Source organism: Mesorhizobium sp. 01N446, assembly GCF_056399285.1.
This window is the reverse complement of sequence record NZ_JBFTRA010000013.1, coordinates 119,779-141,969: the sequence shown is the minus strand read 5'-3', so window position 1 is coordinate 141,969 and position 22,191 is coordinate 119,779. Positions and strand designations below refer to the sequence as shown.

Sequence of the window (22,191 nt, the reverse complement as noted above, 5' to 3'; positions counted from 1 at the left end):
ACATCCAGCCGATCAACTACCCGACCGTGCCGCGCGGCACCGAGCGCCTGCGCATCACGCCGACGCCATTCCATTCCGACACGCTGATCGCGGGACTGCAGGACGCGCTGGTCGAGACCTGGGATGCGCTCGGCATCCCCTACGGCTCCGCAGGACGGCCCGCCGTGGCCAAGAGCGATCGGATCGTTCCGCTCCTGGTGGCGAAAGCAGGCGGCTGAAACCGACCCCGATGCTTCCGCAGCCTGGCAGAGGCGAGGGAATTGGAACGTTCTTCGGAGGAATTTGATCCGGCTCAATGCTCAACGCTTCCCGGCGCCCAAGAATGGATATCAGATCTCCGAGGAGCACCGCCATGGGTCATTGTTCTCACACGTCCTTCGCCGACTTCACGCACGCCGGCCAGCAGGCGCAGCAATGGGTCAAGGAACTTGCCAAGGACCTGTGCTGGAGCGAACCGAGCGCGTGCCGCCTCCTGAGATCCGTTCTGCACACGCTGCGGGACTGGCTATCGCAAGCGGAAATGGCCGATCTCGCGGCGCAATTGCCTGTCTTGGTACGCGGCATCTATTTCGAAGGTTGGAACCCATCGGCGCCGGCCCGAGAGCACAAGAAGCGCGACTTTGTCCTCAGCGTCAGAAACAGTTTCGGCTATGATGAGGAGATAGATTTCGACCTCGCTATCAACGCGGTGTTCAAGCTTCTGGACCGCCATATTTCGCATGGCGAGATCGTGCAGGTCAGAAACTCGATGAAGAAATCGCTGCGAAAACTGTGGCCAGTGGATTGAGCGATGTTCCGCGACCGTCAAGAGGCTGGAATGAAGCTCGGCGTTGAGCTGGGAAACCTTCAACTGCATCAGCCTGTTGTGCTGGCGTTGCCGCGTGGCGGCGTGCCTGTCGCGGCGGAAGTGGCCAAGGCTCTCAATGCGCCTCTTGACGTACTTATCGTCCGTAAGGTCGGCGCGCCCGGCAATCCCGAGTTGGCTGTTGCCGCAATCGTCGATGGCGACCCTGGGGAGGTCGTGTTGAACCGGGAAATTGTCGAGACCTACTCGCTCGACGAAGGCGAACTCCGTGTCCTGATTGCAAACGAGCGTCCAGAACTCGAACGCCGGCGCGTTGCCTATCGAGGCAAGACCAGACCAATCTCGATCGCGGGAAAGACCGCGATCATCGTCGATGACGGGGCCGCGACCGGTACGACCATGAAAATCGCGATCCGCGCCCTCAAGCGTCGGTCACCACGGGAGATCATCGTGGCAATTCCTGTCTCACCACAGCAGACACTCTACGAACTGGCACAGGAAGCGGACCGTGTGGTCTGCCTTAGCCAACCAGGACAGTTTCGCGCCTTGGGGCACCACTATCTGCGGTTCCCGCAGCTTTCTGACAACGACGTTGTCTGCGCCATGGATGAGGCTGCCCAGCGCTACAAGACCAGCCAGCGGCACGTTGCCGGCCACAGTTCAAAAGCCGAGAAAAACAGGAGATCGCACTGATGCTGATCCGCACGCTTTCTGCCTTGGAGTGTACCAAACTGCTGACAGCCAATCGTGTTGGCCGCCTCGCATGCGCAAAGGACGGGCAACCATACGTGGTACCCCTCTATTACGCTCATTCGGATGCTCATCTTTACGCGTTTTCAATGCCGGGAAAAAAGATCGAATGGATGCGGGCCAATCCGCTGGTGTCCGTCCAGGTTGACGAACACGGCCAAGGGCGAGGATGGAGAAGCGTCGTGGTTGATGGCCGATACGAAGAACTGCCTGACCGGATCGGCCACAAGCTTGAGCGAGATCATGCCTGGTCGGTCTTGAGCAAGCACTCCGACTGGTGGGAACCTGGCGCGCTCAAGCCCATCGTTCCTCCCACAGCCGACAGTGCACCGCACGTTTTCTTTCGGATCCTGATCCAGCAGGTATCCGGACGAGAGGCGAGCGAGTAGTCATCCCATCAAGTCTTGCGAGAAATGAAAAAGGGCCGGCGCACGATGTGCACTGGCCCTTTCTCCTCCCGTTGATTTGCTATCGCGCCATCAAGACCGGCAGCGATTGACGCTCAAGCATCGACTTGGTGACACCGCCGAACATGCGCTCGCGCAAGCGGGAATGACCATAGGCGCCCATCACCATCAGTTCAGCCGCAACGTCACCGGCATGCTGGCGAAGCACGTCGGCGACCGAATGGCTCGAGCTTGAGAGCCGTTCGACAACGACCTTCACACCATGCCGGGCAAGATAAGTCGCGGCGTCAGCTCCCGGCTCCGCACCATGATGGAATTCGTCCTCGATCGGGTCGACCATGACGAGGTGAACCTGTTCTGCGCCTTTCAGCATGTCGAGCGCCTCGCGAACGGCGCGCGATGACTCAAGGCGAGCGTCCCATGCAACAAGGATGCGTTTCGGCTTCAGCGTCGGGCGCGAGCCCTCGGGGACGAGCAGAATGGGTTTTCCCGACGAGAACAGAGCGCCCTGAATGACTTTGTCCCTCAGCGCAGGGCTTGCCCGCAGACCCGGCCCGATAATGGTCAGATCGGCGTAGCGGGCACGCCTTCCGATGACGTCGTCCGCCCATCCTGTGTCGGGGTAGTCGTCGCACATATCGGCCGATAGGGCGCTCTTGGAGAGAAACTCGGCGACATCAGAAATTCGTTTCTCCAACCTTCTGAGTTCGGCCTGACGTTCCTCGAGCCAAGCTGGTGAGACAACAGCAGCATACTCACCGCCCGATGGAGGGGCGGCAAGCTCGAGAACGAGCACGGAAAGGTGCGCATCGATCTGCTCAGACAGCTCAGCGGCGAGCTTGAGATCGCCCTTGCCCTGGTTCGGTCCGGTAACCGTAAGCAGCGTTCTGAAAGTCACAGCGGCAACTCCTCATTTCGGGTGAAGGTTCAGTCGTGATGTCAGTCACTAGCAACGATGCGACGTGGTTTCATTGCGCTCAGTCAAACGCCGTGACTGGCGCTGCATTTGATCCGCATCAACGTGCGGGCAGACCAGCGCAGTAGAGTTCAGTCGATCAATCGAGGAAACGTTGATGAGGTTCCTGGTCGTGTCGGCACTCGCAAGCTTGGCCTTCAACGCGGCTGTCGCCCAGGAACTCGGCAATGGCAAGGCGGAATACATGAACTCATGCGCCGTCTGCCATGGCCCCGAAGGCAAGGGCGATGGCCCGTTGGGCGACGAGTTGTTGAAGCGGCCGAGCGATCTGACGCGCCTCTCCAGACGGAATGGCGGCGAGTTTCCGTATTGGCGCGTTTTTGCCGTGATCGACGGCCGCGGCACGGTGCCGGCGCATGGCGAGCGCGACATGCCGGTGTGGGGCAGCCAGTTCCTGCCCGGCGACGTGAAGAGATATGGCCCGAACGCCGGCGAAATCGTCACCAGGGAGCGGATTCATGATCTGGCCGGTTATGTCGAGACGCTGCAGCAATGAGCGCGGATGGCGCGAACAAGACACATCAAGGAGGCCGGCGATGATCGTTGACGACCAGCAAGCTGCTGCCTCGTTTCTGCTTGATCCCGCCTCATATGGCGCGACCGGACCCGTCGAGGCGATCGAAACCCATATCTCCCGTATTTTTCTGATCGGCGAACGCGCCTTCAAGATGAAACGCGCGGTCAAGCTGCCCTATGTCGATTTCTCGTCGCCTACCCTTAGGCTGGCCGCCTGCGAGAAGGAGGTGGAACTCAACGCGAAGACCGCGCCGGGTCTCTACCTGGGTGTGCGGCACATCACGCAGGAGGCCGACGGCAAACTGGCTTTTGACGGTCCGGGGCAAATGGTCGATGCGGCGATTGAGATGGTCCGGTTCGATCAGGCCAAGCTTCTCGACCGCATGGCAAGTGCCGGCGAACTGACGCCGGCGCTGATGACCGCGGTCGCACGCATGATCGTGGGCTACCACCGCGCCGCGCCGACGATCCACAATGGCACCGGCTCGTTCAATCTGACGGGCGTTCTCGACATCAACGAAGCCGGCTTTGGCACCAGCCACGTATTTACAAAGCCAGAGATCGAGACGTTTGCCAGGGCCTTCCGCACTGCGCTTGCCCGGCATTCCGGGTTACTCGACCACCGGGAGACCGCGGGGAAGATCCGCCGGTGCCATGGCGATCTGCACCTGCGCAACATCTGCCTCCTCGAAGGCGCGCCTCGCCTCTTCGACTGCATCGAATTCAATGACCAGATCGCGAATATCGACGTTCTGTACGACCTTGCCTTCCTGTTGATGGACCTATGGCATCGTGGTTTTCCGCAGCTCGCCAATCTGGTCATGAACCGTTATCTTGACGAAGCCGACGACGAAGACGGTTTCATCCTACTGCCCTTTTTCATGGCCGTGCGGGCTGCCGTGCGCGCCCACGTCACCGCGACGCAAGTAGAGGAAGGCAGTGCCGATTCCGACAAGCTGACCGCCGAGGCGAGATCCTATTTCGACCTTGCCCAGACATTTCTCCGTCAAACACCGTCCAGACTTGTTGCCATCGGCGGCCTCAGCGGCTCTGGCAAGACGACGGTTGCGGAAGCGCTCGCCGCCCATGTCGGTGCACCACCTGGCGCCCGGATTGTCGAGAGCGATCGCATACGCAAGGCGATGCACGGTGTGGCCGCCGAGACCAAACTGCCAGGCAAGGCTTATCGGCCAGCCGTGTCCGAACGGGTCTATCGCCAGATTGCCTGGCGTGCGGACCTTATTCTTTCACAAGGCGGATCGGTTGTTGCCGATGCCGTCTTCGACAGGCCGGTTGATCGCCACAGGATCGAACGCGTCGCCGCTGAAAGGGGTATCCCTTTTGCCGGATTTTGGCTGGCGGCCGATCCGCTTGTGCTTTGGCGCCGCGTCCAGGAGCGCACGGGTGGGCCGTCCGATGCCACGGTCGACATCCTCTCTCAGCAAATGCAGCGCAGTGTCGGCGCTTTGAACTGGTTGAGGATCGAGGCCGACCGGAGCGTCGCTGAAATCGCGGCGCAGATGCAGAGTTTCCCTGCGGCCACGACTGGAGTCTCTGCAGGCGAAGGGTCACTTCCATCCGCACCGTCTTTATTAAGCAGGAGAGATCATACGCCTCAGCGTCCCGTCCCGTAGCCAGAATTGATGATACAGGGCGGCGACGGCATGGATGCCGATGAGGATGATGAAAGCGGGCTTGTTCAGCGAATGGATGTCGCCCCACGGATCGCCGAGGTAGAAGGCAAGCAAGCCCACGATCGGCGTCGCCAGCAGCAGGAGGTAGAACAAGCCGTGTGATGCATGGGCCGCGAGTTGCATCCAGCGCGGATTGTCGCCCGCCGGCGCTGGCGCACCGTGGAAAAGCCTCAGGATCAGGCGCAGCAGAACGAAGCCAATTATCGCAATGCCTACCCAGTAATGGGCCGACGCCAACAGCTGATCGCTTGCCGATACGGTTTGGCCTTCGCCGGCAGCATCGACGACGATGGTCATGGTCTCGCCGTAGAAAACCTGGAATAAGACGAGCAGCGCAATAATCCAGTGCAGAGCGATCTGATAAATTGAGTATCCCTGTATAGTTTTATGCACTTCTTTCTCCCTCGGATTTGAAAACACACTGCGATGGCATTGAAAAGACCGCTGAAGATTGGCCGAAATTCGCCAGAATCCTCCCGGAATTGTGGCGGAGAGCTTACACTTTGGTATGATGGACTTGGTGCGTGGACACCTTGCCGTCGCAAAGACGCGTCGTGTCGCTTCGTCACCGGACATCCAACGTCGCAATCGACAAGCCGGTTTCGCTGGGGTGATGGACGATTGAGAACCCGGCCTCGCGGCACATCGCGAGCATCTTGGCATTTTCACCGAGCATGATGCCCTCGATCCGGCCAATGCCATCGGCCTTTGCATAGTCGACGATCTGCCTGAGCAATTCCCAGCCTAGGCCGTGACCCTGCAGATCCGTGCGCACCAGCAAGGCATATTCGGCGACGGAGTGGTCAGGATCGCAGGCGAGCCGGCTGATACCCGCCAAAGCGCCGGTGCTTGCTTCCAGAGCGACGAACGCCATGTTGCGGTCGTAGTCGAGCTGGGTGAAGCGCTTCAATGCCTGGTCGGAAAAGCGCTTGCGCGGCGACAGGAAACGCAGGCGCAGATCGTCTGGCGAAATCCTGGCAAGGAATTCGGGATAGAGCGCGATATCGGCCGGCTTGATTGGCCGGATGCGATAGTGCGCACCACCTGTCGAAAACTCCTTCTCCCAACCCGATGGATAGGGCCTGATGGCAAGTGCGGGATTGGGTCCAGGCTCCTCCAAGCGTTCAGGCTCGATCTCGATGCGGGCATCGAGCGCAATCACCCCAGCGGCGTCCGCCAGCAGCGGATTGATATCCATTGAAACGAGGCACGGAAAGTCGACAACCATCTGCGACAGCCCGTTGAGCGCCGCGATGATCGCCTGTCGATCCGCCGCCGCGCGATCGCGAAAGCCGTCGAGCAGTCGGCCTATCCGGGTTTGCCCGATCAGATCCCCGCCAAGAACGTCGTCAAGCGGCGGCAGCGCGATCGCCGTGTCGTCCATCACCTCGACCGCGACGCCGCCGGCGCCAAACAGGATGACCGGCCCGAAGATCTTATCCCGTTTCATCCCGAGGATGAGCTCCTGCGCCTGTTTGCGCACGACCATCGGCTGAACGGCATAGCCTTGAATATCGGCTTGCGGTGAGTGCTTGCGCACGCGCGCCTCGATGGCGCGCGCAGCCTCACCGGCGGCAGCGGCAGAAGCAATGTTGAGCACCACCCCGCCAATATCCGACTTGTGCGAGATTACCTTGGACAACAGCTTGACCACAACCTGCTCGGACGTCTCGAGGAGCCGGCCGGCCGCCGCTTTCGCTTCCTCAGGAGATCTGGCGACGATCGTCTCGGGGACCGGGATTCCGTAGGCGGAAATCGCCGCCTTGGCTTCGGGCTCGGTCAGCATTCGCCGCCCTTCCCGCGCGACCTGCCTGAATATGGAAAGCAAGGCTTCCCGATCGACCGCGACGTCCTCGCTGCGGCTTGAAGGGGTACGCATCAATGCCCGCTGGGCACGCGACCATTCACTGAGGTAGGAGACGGCCGTTGCCGCGTCAGCGGGCGTCTCGAAACTCGCTATGCCAGCCTGGTGCAGGATTTGCCGCCCTGAGCGCGCCGTGTGTTCCCCGAGCCAGCAGGTCAGGACCGGTTTGCCGCCGATCATCCCGTCTCTTGCGAGTTCTGCCACCGCACTTGCCGCGGCCAGCGGCGAGCCGAGCCCCGTTGGGCAATTCATCACCAGGACGACGTCCGTTCCGGGATCGGCCGCGACGGCTCCAACGGCGGTGGCGTAGCGTTGCGGCGGGGCGTCACCGATGATGTCGACCGGATTGGCGTGCGACCATGTCGGCGGCAAAGCGGCGTTCAGCCGTTCCATGGTGGCAGGGGAAAGCGCGGCCAATTCGCCTTTCAAGTCGATGAGCCGATCGATGGCCAAGACCCCTGCCCCGCCGCCATTGGTGACAATGCCGACGCGGGCCTGCTTGAGGGGAGTGAAACGGGCGATCGTTTCGGCGGCATCGAACAGCTCGGCAAGCCCATTGACGCGCAAGACGCCCGCGCGCAGCAACGCCGCGTCGACGACACGATCGGCCCCCGATAGCGCGCCGGTATGTGTCGCGGCCGCTTTGGCCGATTGCTCGTGCCGGCCCGATTTGATCGCGATGACCGGCTTGACCCGTGCCGCCGCGCGGGCTGCCGAGATGAACTTGCGCGGATTGGGAATGGTTTCCAGATACATCACGATGGCGCGTGTGTGCATGTCACCCGCCAGCATGTCGAGGCAATCGCCCACGTCGACATCCGCCATGTCGCCGAGAGAAACGATCTGCGAGAAGCCGACATTGTTGTCGGCGGCCCAATCGATCAGCGACGTGGCGATGGCACCGGATTGCGACAGCAGTGCGATGTTGCCCGGCCTGGCGGCCATGTGCGCAAACCCGGCATTGAGTTTCAAGGGCGGTATCATCAGCCCGACCGTGTTCGGCCCGATAATGCGGAACAGATCGGGCTTGGCGGCATCGAGCATCGCCTGACGCAAGCCGTTTTGACGTGTGAGCCCAGCGGTGATGACAACAGCTGCGCGCGTACCCTTCGCTGAAAGGTCGCGCACGATGCCGGGAACCGTCTCAGGCGGCGTCACGATGACGCCGAGGTCCGGTACCTCAGGCAGATCGGCAGCCCTGGCATAACAGCGCCGACCGGCGACTTGCGAGTATTTTGGGTTCACTGGCCATATCTCGCCCTCGAAGCCGCCGGTCACGATGTTCTCGAAAACGACGCGTCCGACAGAGCCGTCGCGCCCCGATGCCCCGACGACGGCAACCGACTTTGGGGCGAATGCATGTTCGAGGTTTCGGATCGTCACCTCTTGTATCTCCTGTTCGTTGCGACAATCGCCTGTCGCGCTCGCCGGTTCGTTGCGTTGGATCAAAGCCTCCCGGCATAATCGGATTACACATTGCGCACATTGCACGCGCTCGTCGGCGCCTGCGAAATTGGCGAGCAGCGTTCAAAATCGGGAAGCATCGCATGAACGAGTCCACCCTGCGACGCGCATTGCTGATCATTGCCATCCTGGGTCTCGCCCTCGGCACCGGCGTCTGGCGAACCGGGCTCGGTCCTCTTGAGGCCGACACGATCTGGACGATAGCGACTTTGCCCGTGGTAGCGGCTCTCGCCATCTCCATTCTGCGTGATTTCTGGATCGGCCGCTTCGGTGTCGACGCGATTGCGCTGGTGTCGATGTCGGCCGCGCTGCTTCTTGGCCAACCGTTGGCTGCAGTGGTGGTCGCCATCATGTATGCCGGAGGCACCGTGCTCGAGGATTTTGCGCGCGGCCGCGCGGAGCGGAACCTCAAGGCACTCACCGACCGGTCGCCGCGTGTCGCTCACCGGACCTCAACGCCAGGGGCCGAGACCATCGCCGTCGAAGAGGTTGCTGTCGGCGATGTGCTTTTGGTTCGCGCAGGCGAACTGCTCCCTGTCGACGGCATTTTGCTTGATGCTTCGGGCTCACTCGACGAGTCGGCCGTCACAGGAGAGCCGCTGCCAGAACGGCGCAGCGCAGGGGATGTGCTGCGCAGCGGCACCGTCAATGCCGGCGAGACCTTCAGCATGCGGGCCTCTGCCGTCGCGGAACAAAGCACCTATGCCGCGATCGTGCGCATGGTCGCTGCAGCGCAGACCGCTAAATCCCCGTTCATTCGCATGGCCGACCGCTTTGCCCTGTTCCTTCTGCCGGTCACGTTGCTGGTTTCCGGCGCGGCCTGGTATGTTTCCGGCGACCCAATCAGAGCGCTTGCGGTGTTGGTCGTCGCCACGCCCTGTCCGCTCATCCTCGCCGCGCCCGTGGCCTTTATCGGCGGTGTGTCGCGCGCAGCACGTGCCGGCATCCTCATGAAAGGCAGCGCGGCTCTGGAAGCGCTTGCACAAGTCCGAACCGCGATCTTCGACAAGACCGGCACCTTGACCATCGGCGGCGCGGAACTCCTCGAGATCGAAGCGGCACCCGGCTGTGACTCGGACCATCTGCTGCAGCGGTTGGCATCGCTGGAACAAGCCTCGCACCATGTGCTTGCCGACTCGATCATCCGGGCGGCGCACGGCCGGCAGTTGATCCTTTCTCATCCGCGCGATGTCCGCGAGCATCGCGGAGCCGGACTGAAGGGCTGTGTCGACGATACGTCGATCGCGGCGGGGTCTCGGGCTCTCGTACTCGCCGAAAAACCGTTGCCCGGCTGGGCGAAAGGCGGTGAGGACCGCTACCGGACCGAAGCGGTGCTGAGGGTCTTTGTTTCACTCGACAACCAGCTTGCAGGCGTTTTTACCTTCGGCGATGCCGTGCGCGCCGATGCACAAGAGACGCTTGTCAGTCTGCGCTCGGCCGGCATCAGGCGTATGGTCATGCTGACGGGCGATGACAGTACGGCAGCAAATCGTATTTCTTCCAGGCTGGACCTGGATGTTGTCGTCGCTGATGCCGTTCCCGCGGATAAGGTGGCGACGGTCGAAGCCGAGAAAGCCTTGGGACCGACAATGATGGTCGGCGACGGCATCAACGATGCCCCGGCGCTGGCGGCCGCTACGGTCGGTATCGCCATGGGCGAACGTGGAGCGACGGCCTCTTCCGAGGCCGCCGATGTCATCGTTCTCGCCGGCCGGCTGGCGCCCGTCGCCGACGCCGTGCGGATTGCCCAGCGGACGCGCGCGATCGCCCTGCAGAGCATCGTCGTCGGGCTGGCGCTGTCGGCCCTGGCCATGCTTGCGGCTGCCATGGGGCAGATCACGCCGGTAGCAGGCGCATTGCTTCAGGAAGGCATCGACGTGGCGGTTATCGTCAACGCGCTGCGCACTCTTGGCGACGGACGTCTCCGGCGCGCATAGTATGTGACCGAAAGTTGGTGACTGGCCATGGCAGAGCAAAATTTGGTGGTTTGCTGCGAATGCGGCGGCGTCAACCGCTTGCCACCCGCCCGCAACGCGCGGGAGGCAAAATGCGGAAAGTGCGCAAGCAGACTGTTTTCGGGTCACCCGCTGGACGTTGACGCGACGTCGTTCGACCATCAGGTTGCGCGCAGCAGCATCCCCGTTGTCGTCGACATCTGGGCACCCTGGTGCGGCCCCTGCAAGGCGATGGCACCGGCATATGAGGCGGCTGCGAGCGAGTTGGAGCCGCATGTCCGCTTGATAAAGCTCAATTCCGACAATGAGCAGGCCGTCGCGGCAAGGCTCGGCATTCGCGGCATCCCGACGATGATTATGTTTCATGGCGGGCGCGAAGTCGCGCGCATATCGGGCGCAATGACGGCAGGCCAGATCGTCAGGTGGGTTCGCGACCGCCTGCCGACAGTTGCCGCCTGACAGTCCGCACGCCAATGGATCCGCTCATTTCCCGGCTTGGACTGGCGCTGGCGATAGGTCTCCTCGTCGGCCTGGAACGTGGCTGGCAGGAGCGCGATGCGCCTGATCGCAGTCGCACGGCCGGAATTCGCACATTCGGCATATCGGGCCTGCTCGGCGGCGTTCTCGCCGCACTCGCCAATGCGCTCGGCGCGGTGTCGGTACTGGTCGGCGGGTTCATCGCTTTTGCGGCAATTTTCGCCTGGTACAAGGCGCGAGAAGCTGCCCACGACGAGGATTTCAGCGTCACGAGCGTGATCGCGGGCCTTGGCGTTTTCGCGCTTGGCGCGCTCTCTGTCGCCGGCGATTATCGTGCCGCCGCAGCCGGTGGGGCGGCATTGGCGGCACTCCTGGCCAGCCGTGAGCTCCTGCACGGTCTGTTGAAGCGACTGACCTGGGTCGAGCTCCGCTCAGCACTGATCCTGGCGGTAATGACCGCGATCGTCTTGCCCTTGCTGCCAAACCGGACACTGGACCCGTGGGGCGGTTTCAATCCATGGGAAGTCTGGTTCCTGACGGTGCTGATGGCCTCGATCTCTTTTGCCGGGTATGTCGCTGTTCGCATCCTGGGAACGACGCGTGGCCTGCTGGTCAGTTCGCTCGCCGGCGCGATCGTCTCTTCCACTGCCGTCACCTTGGCGCTTGCCCGCAACGCCGTCTCGGCGAGCAACCCACTGCCGCTCGCAGGGGCAGCTTCGCTGGCTGCGATGGTTTCGGTGCTCCGCGTCTGCGTGGTGATTCTGATCATCGAGCCAAGCGTGTTCGCGCCGGTCGGCGTTCCGGCGATTGCCGCGGCGCTGGCCTTCGCCGCCTGCGGGGCATTGATGCTGTCTCGCGGCAATGGCGATGGCGAAAGTGGCGCTGTCGCGCGCAATCCATTCGAATTGGGTCCGCTGCTGCTGTTCGCCCTGCTCTTCGCTTTTGTCGCGACCGCGAGCGCTGGTCTGGCCACGCAATTCGGCGGACGCGGCCTGCTGGCAACCTCGGCGCTGGCAGGCACGTTCGATGTCGACGTCTCGGTGCTCGGTGCGTTGCGGCTGATCAGGCATTCGGTGCCCGTGGAGACGGTAGGCCAAGCGGTACTCGCGGCGTTGGCGGCAAATGCAATTGGCCGTTTGCTGCTCGCAATTTCTGCCGGTCCGGTCAGCTTCTGGCTGCCATTGGCCGCGGCAACCCTCGTCGCCGCGACTATCGGCATCGGCGCCATGTTGTTGACCGGCTTCTGAAGAGCGCGAGATTTCGAGCGATCTTTGACACGGATCAAGGTCAGCCGCCGCAGCCACGCTAAGATACTCCACAAAGGAGTGTACGCCCATGACCAGTCCGCAGGATCTCACCCCGAAATTCCGCCACGTCCGGCTGTTGCTGGCCCGCGAAAAAGGCCACCCGGGAGGCGATCGCGAAGAGGGCTATGACGTGCTCGCTCCCTTGACCGGCGAAGGCAAGATCGATGCCGAGGAATGGAGGTCGCACCGGGCTTCCTGCCGTGTGCGCCGCTTCCGCACCGGCGAGGAGGATCTGATCGGACGGCTGAGGCGCAAGCCCGGCGGCCAGTGGTTTTTCGACTATGCTGACGGCGACCGCGACGACGAAATCGGCTTCCATCTCGGCGACGAGAGATTCGTGACCGGTGAGTACGTCTCGATCGAACGCAACGGCGCCATGCACACCTACCAGGTGGCAAGGGTCGAGCGCCCCTGACGCTGCACCACTACCGGCCCTTGGGAAGAGACCATGTCGACGCGGCGTATCCTGATTGTGGTCGGCCATCCCGACCCGTCCCCGGACCGGCTCTGCCGCGGTCTTGCCAAGGCCTATGGCGAAGGCGCGGAAGAGGCTGGTCACACGGTGCGCAGAGTCGATCTGGCGGCGATCGATTTTCCCATGCTGCGGACAATGCAGCAGTTTGAACACGGCAAAGTTCCTGACGAACTGAAAGAGGCCGCGGAGGCGATCGTGTGGGCCGAGCACATCGTCTTTGTCTTCCCGCTGTGGCTGGGCACGATGCCGGCATTGCTCAAGGCTTTCCTCGAACAGGTCATGCGGCCGGGAACGGCTTTCGCTTATCCGGACAAGGGCGGCGGTTTCACCAAGACACTGCTTCGCGGCGGCTCCGCGCGCGTCGTGGTGACGATGGGCATGCCCTCCACCCTTTACCGGCTTTGGTTCCTTGGCCACGGCATCGCCGGTATGCGGCGCAGCATTCTGCATTTTGTCGGCATCAGTCCCGTGCGCGAGACCTTGTTCGGCATGGCCGCCGGTGCAAGCGATGCGACCCGAACGAAATGGATCCGGCAAATGCGTGCACTGGGAGAGCGGGCCAGGTAACGCTTGGCGGTCGTCGTCGCGGCAGCGGCCTAGCCTTGTTAAGCATCTCGTTTCGTCGAAAGGACTGCCTGGGTTCTGGGCCTATGGATCAACGGTGAATTCGGTCCACATGCCGGCTCCATAGTGACCCGGTACGTTGCAGATAAGCAGGTATTTTCCGGCCTTCAATTCGACGGTCAATGTGCCTGATTTGCCAGGATCAAGTTCCGAAACCTCGCCCTTGTCGCCCGCCTTGTCTTCGTCGACCCGGTTCTCGGCCTCAACGTACGGAAGCGGCTTGCCGGGATCGGCAAGGTACATCACGATCATTTCGTGGATGGTGTCCTTGGAGTCATTCTTCACATTGAATGTGACCTCTCCGGCCTTTACCGCACCTGGCAAAGCCTTGATCCCCATGGTCGCCTTGGCGAGATCGAAGCCTGGCGTTGCATAGGCGAGCCCCATCGGCATCTCCGTACTCGCGCCCTTGTCCCACAGCGAGATTTGGACAAGCGAAGCAGCCTGGACGGCGCCGGCACTGCCGGCCATGAGCATCGCCGCCGCGAGCCCGAGCGCTGCTCTCCTCGACATGGTTTTCATCGTGATCCTCTTTCAGGATGGCAGCAGAAGCGCTCTACATCCTGGCGTCATCCTGCTTGCGGCATCACCCGCCGTCCTTGCGCCAGATCAAACCGATCGGTGCGAGCCCGATCGGCGGCGCCGACCCAGCTGTCAGCCAGTTGTCAGGTTGAACGGGTTATTTCGACCGATGACGGTGAAATCGCCGTCTGACAGGACCGATCGAAATCCCACCCGCAGGCGCAAGATCGGCGCCCAATCCCGAATGGAGCCATTATGTATCGCACACTCGTCCTCGCCGCTCTCGCTGGCATGATTGCAGGACCAGCGCTCGCCGCCGGCGGCAGCTGCAGCACCGCCCCGAAATCACAGTTCAAGCCCAAAGCAACGCTCGAGGCGCAATTGACCGGCGAAGGGCTCACCGTCCGCCAGATCAAGGTCGAGAAGGGTTGTTACGAAGTCTACGCGGTCGACAAGGCCGGCAAGAAGGTGAACCTGGCCTACAATGCCGAGACCCTTGAAAAGCTCGACAATGCCGAAGCCGGCGAAAACTGATCGAAACGTTTCCATAGCCGCGGACGCGCAACCATCGCCGCAGATGGTGCGCGTCTGGGACCGGGCCGTGCGGAGTTTCCACTGGGCGCTTGTGCTCAGCTTCGTCACGGCCTGGCTCACCTCCCATTCCTCCGAGGACATTCACCATTGGGCCGGCTACACCGCTGCCGCGCTGGTCGCAATGCGGCTCCTATGGGGCGTTCTGGGCACGCCCTATGCACGGTTCTCTCAATTCGTGCGCGACCCGGCGACGGTGCTACGCTATTTCTCGGCAATACTGAGCGGTCGCGAAGCCCGCTACATCGGCCACAACCCGGCCGGCGGCGCAATGGTGGTCGTGCTGATCGCGGCGATGGGGTCAACCGCATTGACCGGTTGGCTGATGACAACGGACGCCTATTTCGGCGTGTCATGGGTCGAAACGGCGCACAGCCTGAGCGCGCACGCCCTACTTGTGCTCGTCCTTTTCCATATAGGCGGCGTCGCGCTGGCAAGCTTTCGCCATCGCGAAAACCTGGTATGGGCGATGATCACCGGGCGAAAACGCAAAGCCGAGCCGGCGGACATCGCCTGACGACCTATTAACCGACCAAATCCGATTTGCGCCCTGGCTAATTTCGGGGGGCGCAAGTCGGTCGCTCCTTGTTCAACATGGCCCTGGAAGCGCGCGATGCGACAAGGGCGGCGCGGACAAGATAAGAGCCGGCATTGGTGCGTCGACCCAGAAGCCGGAACACCCAGCGCCACTCTTTTTATTCAACAACCACTTATTGACCCGCATCAAAGCTGCCGGGCCTATCTTCCTGTCTATTGCCTCCCATCAGAGCCTTCAAATTGGGGAGAGCATCATGACTACGGCTGATTTCAACATCCCTGCTGCGAAAGTCGCGACCGCGGAGCCAACGAAACTTCGATTGGGGTCCCTGACCGCATTGGTGATCGGTTCCATGGTAGGCTCCGGTGTGTTCAGCCTGCCGCAGAACATGGCTGCTGGTGCTGGTCCCCTCGCCATCCTGATTGGCTGGGCGATCACTGCGGTCGGCATGCTGGCCCTGGTCTTCGTCTATCAATCGCTTGCGACGCGCAAGCCCGATCTCGATGCCGGGCCCTATGCCTACGCCAAGGCCGGCTTCGGCCCCTTTATCGGCTTCAACAGCGCCTGGGGCTACTGGATCAGCGCCTGGGTCGGCAACGTCTCCTACGCGGTGATCGTGTTCAGCGCCCTGTCCTACTTCTTTCCGGCCTTCGGCGATGGGAACACCTGGCAGGCGGTGCTTGGCGCATCGATCCTGCTGTGGCTGATCCATGTCTTGATCCTGGCCGGCATCCGGCAGGCCGCCGTTGTGAACCTCATCGTCACGGTTGCAAAGATTGCTCCGATCGTCCTGTTCGTCGGGGTTGTTGCCGTCGCCTTCAAACTGCAGGTCTGGTCGCTCGACTTCACCGGTCTCGGCAACGCCAGTCTTGGCTCGATCACCTCGCAGGTGAAGAGCACGATGCTGGTGACGCTCTGGGTGTTCATCGGAATTGAGGGCGCCAGCGTCTTTTCCGGCCGGGCGGAGCACCGCAAGGACATCGCCACGGCGACAGTTCTCGGCTTCTTCACCTGCCTCGCGCTCTATGCCCTGGTGTCGTTGCTGTCGCTCGGCATACTGAGCCAACCCGAACTTGCGACATTGAAGAACCCTTCAATGGCCGGTGTTCTGGAGGCCGTTGTCGGCCCCTGGGGCGCCATCCTCATCAACATCGCGCTCGTCGTATCCGTGGTCGGCGCCTTCCTGAGCTGGACGCTGCTTGCGGCCGAAATTCCGCATGTCGCCGCCAAGGACGGGACAATGCCGAAGTTCTTCGGCCACGAAAGCGAACGCGGCGTGCCGTCGACCTCGCTCCTGATCACCAACTTGCTCGTCCAGGCTTTCCTGGTGATCACTTTGTTCGCGCAAAGCACCTATCAGGCGCTGTTCTATATCGCGTCGGCCGCCATTCTGGTTCCTTACATCTTTTCTGGAGCTTACGCGGCCAAGCTCGCGCTGACCGGCGAGAGCTACAAACCTGGCGAGGGCCGCGCCGGTCCGCTTTTTGCGGGATTGCTGGCAACGGTTTACGGGCTGTGGCTCGTCTATGCGGCGGGACCCGCATACCTGTTCATGTGCGCGATCCTCTATGCGCCGGGGATCATCTTCTTCATCTGGGCCCGTCGCGAAAACAAGCAGCGCGTGTTCCATACCGCCGAGGCCGCCCTCGCCGGAACCCTCATCGCGGTCGCCATCCTCGCCGTCTACGAGATGTGGACCGGCGCCGTCAGCCCACTTTGAAGGGATTGGCTCGATGACGAAGCTGGGTGTCCATTCCGAAGTCGGCCGTCTGCGCGAGGTGATGGTCCATCGCCCAGATCTGAGCCTGCGCAGGCTGACACCGGAAAACTGCAAGGCGCTGCTCTTCGACGACGTGCTATGGGTCAAGCGGGCTCGCCAGGAACACGATGTCTTCGTCGATGCGCTGCGCGAACGCGGCGTGCTGGTGCATGCCTTCGGGGAACTCCTGGCCCAGACAATGAGCCTGGCCAGGGCCCGCGACTGGCTTCTTGACCGCCGGGTCCATCCAGGCGTCGTCGGACTCGACATGGTCGACGAGTTGCGCGGATGGCTCAACGAGATGCCGCCGGAGCAACTGTCGTCTTACCTTGTCGGGGGCATTGCCCGGGCGGAGCTTCCTTTCGAGCCCAAAGGGCTGACCGGAAGGACGCTCGCCCCCCAGGATTTCGTACTGCCGCCGCTGCCAAACCAGCTGTTCACACGCGACAGCTCCTGCTGGATCTACGGCTCGGTCTCGGTCAATCCCATGTACTGGCCCGCGCGGCGCCCGGAAGCGGCCAATGTCGAAGCCGTCTACCGGTTCCATCCCCGCTTCCGCGACAGCGGCATACCTTTCGTGTCGCCAGACCTGGGCTCCGGCACCAGCCTGGAAGGCGGTGACGTCATGCCGATCGGGGGCGGAACAGTTCTCGTCGGCATGGGCGAGCGCACCACACCGCAAGCGGTAGGCGATCTCGCGCGCAACCTGTTTGCTGCCGGCGAAGCCACGCGCGTGATTGCCGCCTTGATGCCCCGCGACCGCAGCTTCATGCATCTCGACACTGTCTTCACCTTCTGCGACCGCGACCTTGTCACCCTGTATCCGCCGGTGGTCGACCGGTTGCGCACCTTCTCACTGCGGCCGGGCGATGCAGAGGCGGCTGTCGAGGTCATCGATGAGACAAAGCCCTTCACGACGGTAGTCGCCGAGGCCCTTGGGCTGAAGACACTACGCATCATCGCCACGGGCGGCGACCGCTACGAGGCCGAGCGCGAGCAATGGGACGATGGAAACAATGTCGTCGCGGTCGAGCCCGGCGTCGTGATCGGATACGACCGCAACGTCTACACCAACACGCTTCTGCGCCGCGCCGGCATCGAAGTGATCACCGTCGAGGGGGCCGAACTCAGCCGCGGTCGCGGCGGCGGCCACTGCATGACCTGTCCCATGGCGCGCGACCCGATCTGACCAGAAAGGATTCTCCGATGTCGATCAATCTTCACGGCCGCTCCGTCTTGACGCTGGACGATCTGACCGCAGATGAGATTCGGTTTCTTCTGAGGCTGGCGGCTGACCTCAAGGCGGCCAAGGTAGCCGGACATGAGATCCCGCGTCTTGTCAGAAAGAACATTGCGCTCATCTTCGAAAAGGATTCGACACGCACCCGGACGGGATTTGAGGTGGCAGCCTATGACCAGGGCGCCCACGTCACATATTTTGGCCCGAGCGGCAGCCATATCGGCCACAAGGAATCCATGAAAGATACAGCGCGGGTGCTGGGCCGCATGTATGACGCGATCGAATATCGCGGTTTTGGCCAGCACCAGGCCGAACTGCTTGCCGCGCATGCAGGTGTGCCGGTTTACAACGGCCTTACCGACGAGGCGCATCCAACGCAGATCCTTGCCGACTTCATGACGATGCGCGAATTCACGCACAAGCATCTGTCGGACATGACCGTCGCCTTTGTCGGCGAGGGCCGCGACAATGTCGCGCTGTCATTGGCGCTGGGTGCAGCCAAGGTCGGCATGGATATGCGCATTGCCTCGCCAAGGGACCTTTGGCCCGACGAAGCGTTCTGCGCCCATGTCAGGGAGCTCGCAGTACAAAGCGGCGGCCGATTCAGGCTGGATGAAGACGTGGCGAGCTGCGTCCAGGACGCCGACTTCGTCTACACCGATGTATGGATGTCGATGGGCGAGGACAAATCCGGCTGGGCGGAACGCATCCGCCTGTTGACGCCATACCGGGTCACGGGCGCAGTCATGGCAGCGACGGGCAACACCCACGCCAAATTCATGCACTGCCTGCCGGCGTTTCATGACACCGAAACAGAAATCGGCGCCTTCATCGCCAAGGAGTATGGCATCGACTGCATGGAAGTGACCGACGAGGTCTTCGAGTCGTCGGCCTCGATCGTTTTTGATCAGGCTGAGAACCGCATGCACACGATCAAAGCCCTGCTCGTCGCCACGATCGGCACCTGAGATGCGCATCGTGGTTGCCCTTGGCGGAAACGCGCTGTTGCGGCGCGGCGAGCCGATGACCGCAGACAATCAGCGTGACAATGTCAGGCGTGCGGCATCGGCGCTGGCGGCTTTGATCGGCGAGGGCCATTCTATCGTCATCACGCATGGCAATGGGCCCCAGGTCGGGCTGCTCGCACTCCAGTCGGCGGCAGGCCCTGACGGCAGCGCCTTCCCGCTCGACGTGCTCGGCGCCGAGAGCGCCGGCATGATCGGTTACATGATCGAACAGGAGCTCGGCAACCTCATTAAGCACAGACTGTTCGCGACACTGCTCACCCAGGTCAAGGTCGACCCGACGGATCCTGGTTTTACGCATCCCACAAAGCCGATTGGGCCGGTCTACGATGAGGACACGGCGCGACGCCTCGCTACCTCGCGCGGCTGGGCGATTGCCCCGGACGGCGACAAATGGCGCAGGGTCGTGCCCTCCCCACGCCCGCTGGAGATTCTCGAAGCGGCGGTCATCGCCTACCTGGTCGATCACAATGTGACCGTGATCTGCACCGGCGGTGGCGGCGTTCCTGTGGTGGCGCGTGACGATGGCAGTCTGGGTGGCGTTGAGGCCGTCATCGACAAGGATCTGGCGAGCTCGCTACTGGCGCGGCAGCTGACAGCCGACATGCTGCTGATGCTGACCGACGTCGATGCGGTCTATGTTGGCTACGGCACAGCCGGTGCGCGTGCCCTGCGTCGTGTCAGGGCAACAGAGATATCCGGGCGCGATTATGCGGCTGGGTCAATGGGACCCAAGATCGATGCCGCGATCGAATTCGTCGATGCAACCGGCAATCCGGCAGCGATCGGCCGGCTCGAGGACGCGGTCGAGATCGTCAAAGGCCGGCAAGGCACTTGCTTCCACGCATAAGCCGCTGTCGATCTCTCGGTCCCCAGACGCGAAGGCGCAGCGGCGCGGCCTGTCGACCATAGGCGCAGGACAGGTCTCACCTGCGATTCAAGCTCTTGATGTAGGATACGATGGCGTCGATCTGACTGGGCGTGGCGACGAATTCCGGCATGTCAGGGTGGCCAGTGGAAATCCCCTCGCCGAGCGCTTCTTCCAGATCTTCAATCGGATAGCGGCTCGACAAAGTGCGGAAGGGCGGCGCATCGGGATGGGTGCTCTYGCCATTCAAGCCGACGGCATGGCACCGCGAACAGTTCGCCTCGACAAGCCTCTTGCCGCGAGCGGCCTGCGTATCGTCAGCTGCCCATGCCGGCCTCGCACAAAGAAGTGCAAGTCCAAGCAAAAGAGAGCTCCCAGCTACGCATCGAGGTTTCATTATCTTGGGATAGACGAGCTGCGAATACCCGCCTTGATCTGGCTCAAATCCGGCACGGGCGCAAGCCGGTGCCGTCTCGTTGGCAGGGTGTTTCGCAGAGCCAGGCACCTCAGGCGGCAGCGGTCGCGGCAGCCATATCCTCGACGGTGTTGCGTGCCTCCTTGCGCATTTGGCCGGCCGCTTGCGCGGCAAACCTGGCGCCGATCGAGGCGACCTTGCCGATTTCATTCGCGTAGGAGGCGGCAGAGTTCTGGACAAAGTTGCCGACGATGTCGAACGCATCGGCAAGATCGTCGCGGGCGATCAGAGTCTCGACCAGGTTCAGGCCGGCTTCAAACCGACGGTTGAAGAAAAAAAGACCTTCGATCTGGCAACTGATCAAGGCCCCCGCCGCCTGCGCCTGCAGGGCGGCGTTCATTTGCAAAACCTTTTGCCCGGCCTTCATGAACGGAAGAAGCTCCGGCGCGCGCAACGCTTCACCCAAAACTGCGTCGGCATCCTGCAGACCGCGAGTCGTCATATCAAAACCTCACCTTCACCCGAAGCGGCCGGGTGTGACGGCCAAAGCCATAATTTATCGAAGACGGCACGCCTCTCCTGGCCGAAGCAAGTTCGAAGCAAATCGAGACACCAGCGACATAGGCAAAGCCAAGCGCGGCAGCCCATAGGACGATAGCATCTGCAGACACGGTCGTATCCTTTCGTTAATCCTGAACAGGAATGACAGAACAGCCGCCCAAAACATTGATCCCGATCAAGCCGATCATGGTCGAGCAACCGTCATGACAGCCCCGGCGCCTACGGCCGACGAGCCAGCGCGACGGATGGCGCGACTATGGCGTAGATGGTTGACCGGTGCCTGAAGCACCGCATATCCAGCGTCTTTCGCCGCCTTTGATCGCCGTCAAGGCAAGCGCAAATCGCGCAAGCTAGTTTCAGACATCGAAACAATGATCAGGCGCGATGCAAATGGGCTACAAATCCATCCTCTTGAACGTCGACATCGACGGCCCGATCGAACCGATTGCCAAGGCGGGGATAGATCTCGCCAAGAGATTCGATGCCCGGCTGATCGGGTGCTGTGCGGCCGACGCGCCCTTACCGGTGACAATGGCACCGGAGGGCGCCGAGTTGGCGGCCGAGTTGTGGGAGCAGTCGAAGGAAGAAATCCGGCAACGATGCAAGGATCTGCGCAGCCAGTTCGATGGCCTCGCCGCTGGGAGGGTGTCGACGGAATGGCGGGGCGCGGTGGACAATCCGAACCACAGCCTGGCCATCAATGCGCGCGCCGCCGACCTTATCCTGACGAACGCCTCCCAAGGCGTATTGACTGGAAATGCCTACAGGGTTGCCGACCCGGCAACGGCGGTGTTGCGCGCCGGCAGGCCGGTGATTGTTGTCGCGCATGGCGCCCAGGATGTGCCGGCGCGCAAGATCGTGGTCGCTTGGAAAGACACGCGCGAAGCAAGACGAGCCATGGCGGACGCCGTGCCGCTGATGCTCGGCGCCAAGGAGGTCGTGCTGGCAACGATCGACCCTCATCCAACCGACTGGTTGGAGGAGAGCATGAAGGATGCTGCGGGCTTCCTGCTCCATCATGGCGTCAGAGCGCGCACGGAAGTGCTAAAGGCCAAGGACGAGCCCGCCGCGCTCAGTGATTTCATCCGCTCGGTCGGCGCCGACCTGATCGTCTCGGGTGCTTATGGCCACAGCCGCCTGAGGGAATGGGTTTTCGGCGGGATGACCCGTTCGCTGCTTGACGATGTCTGGCTCAGCCGCTTCATGTCGAGCTGATTGCTTCATGGACCTCGGCCTTGACGCCCAAGCCCTGCGTAACGTTTTGACCCGAGGCGCGACGCGCGGCTGTGCGGATTTCATGCGTACGCTCTGCCTATCAAGGTTCGGTGCAGCCAAGCGACTAAGTAGTTTCCCTTAGG

The 22,191-nt window shown here is 62.2% G+C and carries 23 protein-coding genes and 1 pseudogene; 18 read left to right on the top strand and 6 right to left on the bottom strand.

Annotated elements, in window-relative coordinates; all coding sequences use genetic code 11:
• The 4 genes and pseudogenes from AC1DPX_RS32330 to AC1DPX_RS32315 form a co-directional block, all read left to right on the top strand.
• A pseudogene (locus tag AC1DPX_RS32330) lies at positions 1-218 on the top strand (5-aminolevulinate synthase); the annotation flags it as partial.
• Positions 219-295: 77 nt separating this feature from the next.
• Positions 296-787 carry a DUF2267 domain-containing protein gene (locus tag AC1DPX_RS32325; RefSeq protein WP_477241893.1) on the top strand — a complete coding sequence of 164 codons (492 nt, stop codon included), beginning with the start codon at positions 296-298 and terminating at the stop codon, positions 785-787.
• Positions 788-817: 30 nt separating this feature from the next.
• Complete coding sequence (locus tag AC1DPX_RS32320) at positions 818-1,498, top strand: phosphoribosyltransferase (RefSeq protein ID WP_477241891.1); 681 nt, start codon at positions 818-820, stop codon at positions 1,496-1,498.
• Positions 1,498-1,944 (top strand): pyridoxamine 5'-phosphate oxidase family protein, encoded by a 447-nt coding sequence (locus tag AC1DPX_RS32315; protein WP_202356041.1) that lies wholly within the window; start codon positions 1,498-1,500, stop codon positions 1,942-1,944. The genes AC1DPX_RS32320 and AC1DPX_RS32315 overlap by 1 nt, the downstream gene beginning before the upstream one ends.
• A gap of 79 nt (positions 1,945-2,023) precedes the next feature.
• Here AC1DPX_RS32315 and AC1DPX_RS32310 read toward each other — a convergent pair whose 3' ends face one another.
• Positions 2,024-2,860 carry a universal stress protein gene (locus AC1DPX_RS32310; protein ID WP_202356042.1) on the bottom strand — a complete coding sequence of 279 codons (837 nt, stop codon included), beginning with the start codon at positions 2,858-2,860 and terminating at the stop codon, positions 2,024-2,026.
• A gap of 175 nt (positions 2,861-3,035) precedes the next feature.
• Here AC1DPX_RS32310 and AC1DPX_RS32305 point away from each other — a divergent pair, with 175 nt between their 5' ends.
• Together AC1DPX_RS32305 and AC1DPX_RS32300 are read left to right on the top strand one after the other, a co-directional pair.
• The gene (locus AC1DPX_RS32305; RefSeq protein WP_202356043.1) at positions 3,036-3,434 is read left to right on the top strand and encodes a c-type cytochrome; all 399 of its coding nucleotides are present in this window, start codon (positions 3,036-3,038) and stop codon (positions 3,432-3,434) included.
• 40 nt (positions 3,435-3,474) lie between these two features.
• Positions 3,475-5,088, top strand: coding sequence for a bifunctional aminoglycoside phosphotransferase/ATP-binding protein (locus AC1DPX_RS32300; protein ID WP_477241889.1), 1,614 nt, complete (start codon positions 3,475-3,477; stop codon positions 5,086-5,088).
• Here AC1DPX_RS32300 and AC1DPX_RS32295 read toward each other — a convergent pair.
• Both AC1DPX_RS32295 and AC1DPX_RS32290 read right to left on the bottom strand, forming a co-directional pair.
• Positions 5,047-5,541 carry a cytochrome b gene (locus AC1DPX_RS32295; RefSeq protein ID WP_202356045.1) on the bottom strand — a complete coding sequence of 165 codons (495 nt, stop codon included), beginning with the start codon at positions 5,539-5,541 and terminating at the stop codon, positions 5,047-5,049. The genes AC1DPX_RS32300 and AC1DPX_RS32295 overlap by 42 nt on opposite strands.
• 172 nt (positions 5,542-5,713) lie before the next feature.
• Positions 5,714-8,395 (bottom strand): bifunctional acetate--CoA ligase family protein/GNAT family N-acetyltransferase, encoded by a 2,682-nt coding sequence (locus AC1DPX_RS32290; protein ID WP_477241887.1) that lies wholly within the window; start codon positions 8,393-8,395, stop codon positions 5,714-5,716.
• 164 nt (positions 8,396-8,559) lie between these two features.
• On the opposite strand from AC1DPX_RS32290, the gene AC1DPX_RS32285 reads away from it, so the two are divergent.
• The 5 genes from AC1DPX_RS32285 to AC1DPX_RS32265 all read left to right on the top strand — a co-directional run bounded on the left by AC1DPX_RS32285 (position 8,560) and on the right by AC1DPX_RS32265 (position 13,257).
• On the top strand, positions 8,560-10,413 hold the full coding sequence (locus AC1DPX_RS32285; protein WP_477241901.1) for a heavy metal translocating P-type ATPase: 1,854 nt from the start codon (positions 8,560-8,562) through the stop codon (positions 10,411-10,413).
• 27 nt (positions 10,414-10,440) lie between these two features.
• The gene (trxC, locus tag AC1DPX_RS32280; RefSeq protein WP_202356047.1) at positions 10,441-10,890 is read left to right on the top strand and encodes a thioredoxin TrxC; all 450 of its coding nucleotides are present in this window, start codon (positions 10,441-10,443) and stop codon (positions 10,888-10,890) included.
• Positions 10,891-10,904: 14 nt separating this feature from the next.
• Positions 10,905-12,155 (top strand): MgtC/SapB family protein, encoded by a 1,251-nt coding sequence (locus tag AC1DPX_RS32275; RefSeq protein ID WP_477241885.1) that lies wholly within the window; start codon positions 10,905-10,907, stop codon positions 12,153-12,155.
• Positions 12,156-12,243: 88 nt separating this feature from the next.
• Positions 12,244-12,630, top strand: a complete 387-nt coding sequence (locus tag AC1DPX_RS32270; protein ID WP_202356049.1) for a hypothetical protein — start codon at positions 12,244-12,246, stop codon at positions 12,628-12,630.
• A 33-nt stretch (positions 12,631-12,663) separates the two neighbouring features.
• Positions 12,664-13,257: an NAD(P)H-dependent oxidoreductase gene (locus AC1DPX_RS32265; RefSeq protein WP_477241883.1), complete on the top strand. Its 594-nt coding sequence runs from the start codon at positions 12,664-12,666 to the stop codon at positions 13,255-13,257.
• Positions 13,258-13,338: 81 nt separating this feature from the next.
• Here the strand turns inward: AC1DPX_RS32265 and AC1DPX_RS32260 are convergent, their stop codons facing one another.
• Entirely contained in the window at positions 13,339-13,836 is a 498-nt protein-coding gene (locus AC1DPX_RS32260) for a cupredoxin domain-containing protein (protein ID WP_202356051.1), read from the bottom strand.
• Between the two features lie 255 nt (positions 13,837-14,091).
• Here AC1DPX_RS32260 and AC1DPX_RS32255 point away from each other — a divergent pair, with 255 nt between their 5' ends.
• From AC1DPX_RS32255 to arcC, 6 genes are all read left to right on the top strand, one after another.
• On the top strand, positions 14,092-14,370 hold the full coding sequence (locus AC1DPX_RS32255; protein ID WP_056587822.1) for a PepSY domain-containing protein: 279 nt from the start codon (positions 14,092-14,094) through the stop codon (positions 14,368-14,370).
• The gene (locus AC1DPX_RS32250) at positions 14,348-14,944 is read left to right on the top strand and encodes a cytochrome b/b6 domain-containing protein (protein WP_477241881.1); all 597 of its coding nucleotides are present in this window, start codon (positions 14,348-14,350) and stop codon (positions 14,942-14,944) included. Before AC1DPX_RS32255 ends, AC1DPX_RS32250 begins: the two co-directional genes overlap by 23 nt.
• A gap of 274 nt (positions 14,945-15,218) precedes the next feature.
• Entirely contained in the window at positions 15,219-16,685 is a 1,467-nt protein-coding gene (gene arcD, locus AC1DPX_RS32245) for an arginine-ornithine antiporter (RefSeq protein ID WP_477241879.1), read from the top strand.
• Positions 16,686-16,698: 13 nt separating this feature from the next.
• Complete coding sequence (locus AC1DPX_RS32240; RefSeq protein ID WP_202356053.1) at positions 16,699-17,913, top strand: arginine deiminase; 1,215 nt, start codon at positions 16,699-16,701, stop codon at positions 17,911-17,913.
• Between the two features lie 17 nt (positions 17,914-17,930).
• The gene (gene argF / locus AC1DPX_RS32235; RefSeq protein ID WP_477241877.1) at positions 17,931-18,932 is read left to right on the top strand and encodes an ornithine carbamoyltransferase; all 1,002 of its coding nucleotides are present in this window, start codon (positions 17,931-17,933) and stop codon (positions 18,930-18,932) included.
• Position 18,933: 1 nt separating this feature from the next.
• A complete protein-coding gene (gene arcC / locus AC1DPX_RS32230) occupies positions 18,934-19,839 on the top strand; it encodes a carbamate kinase (protein WP_477241875.1) in 906 nt (301 codons plus the stop codon).
• A gap of 76 nt (positions 19,840-19,915) precedes the next feature.
• On the opposite strand, the gene AC1DPX_RS32225 is transcribed toward arcC, so the two are convergent.
• Both AC1DPX_RS32225 and AC1DPX_RS32220 read right to left on the bottom strand, forming a co-directional pair.
• Positions 19,916-20,221, bottom strand: coding sequence for a c-type cytochrome (locus tag AC1DPX_RS32225; protein WP_477241873.1), 306 nt, complete (start codon positions 20,219-20,221; stop codon positions 19,916-19,918).
• Positions 20,222-20,363: 142 nt separating this feature from the next.
• Complete coding sequence (locus AC1DPX_RS32220; protein WP_477241871.1) at positions 20,364-20,774, bottom strand: phasin family protein; 411 nt, start codon at positions 20,772-20,774, stop codon at positions 20,364-20,366.
• A 470-nt stretch (positions 20,775-21,244) separates the two neighbouring features.
• Between AC1DPX_RS32220 and AC1DPX_RS32215 the strand changes: the two genes are divergently transcribed.
• Positions 21,245-22,048 (top strand): universal stress protein, encoded by an 804-nt coding sequence (locus AC1DPX_RS32215; RefSeq protein WP_477241869.1) that lies wholly within the window; start codon positions 21,245-21,247, stop codon positions 22,046-22,048.
• Positions 22,049-22,191: the final 143 nt, after the last annotated feature.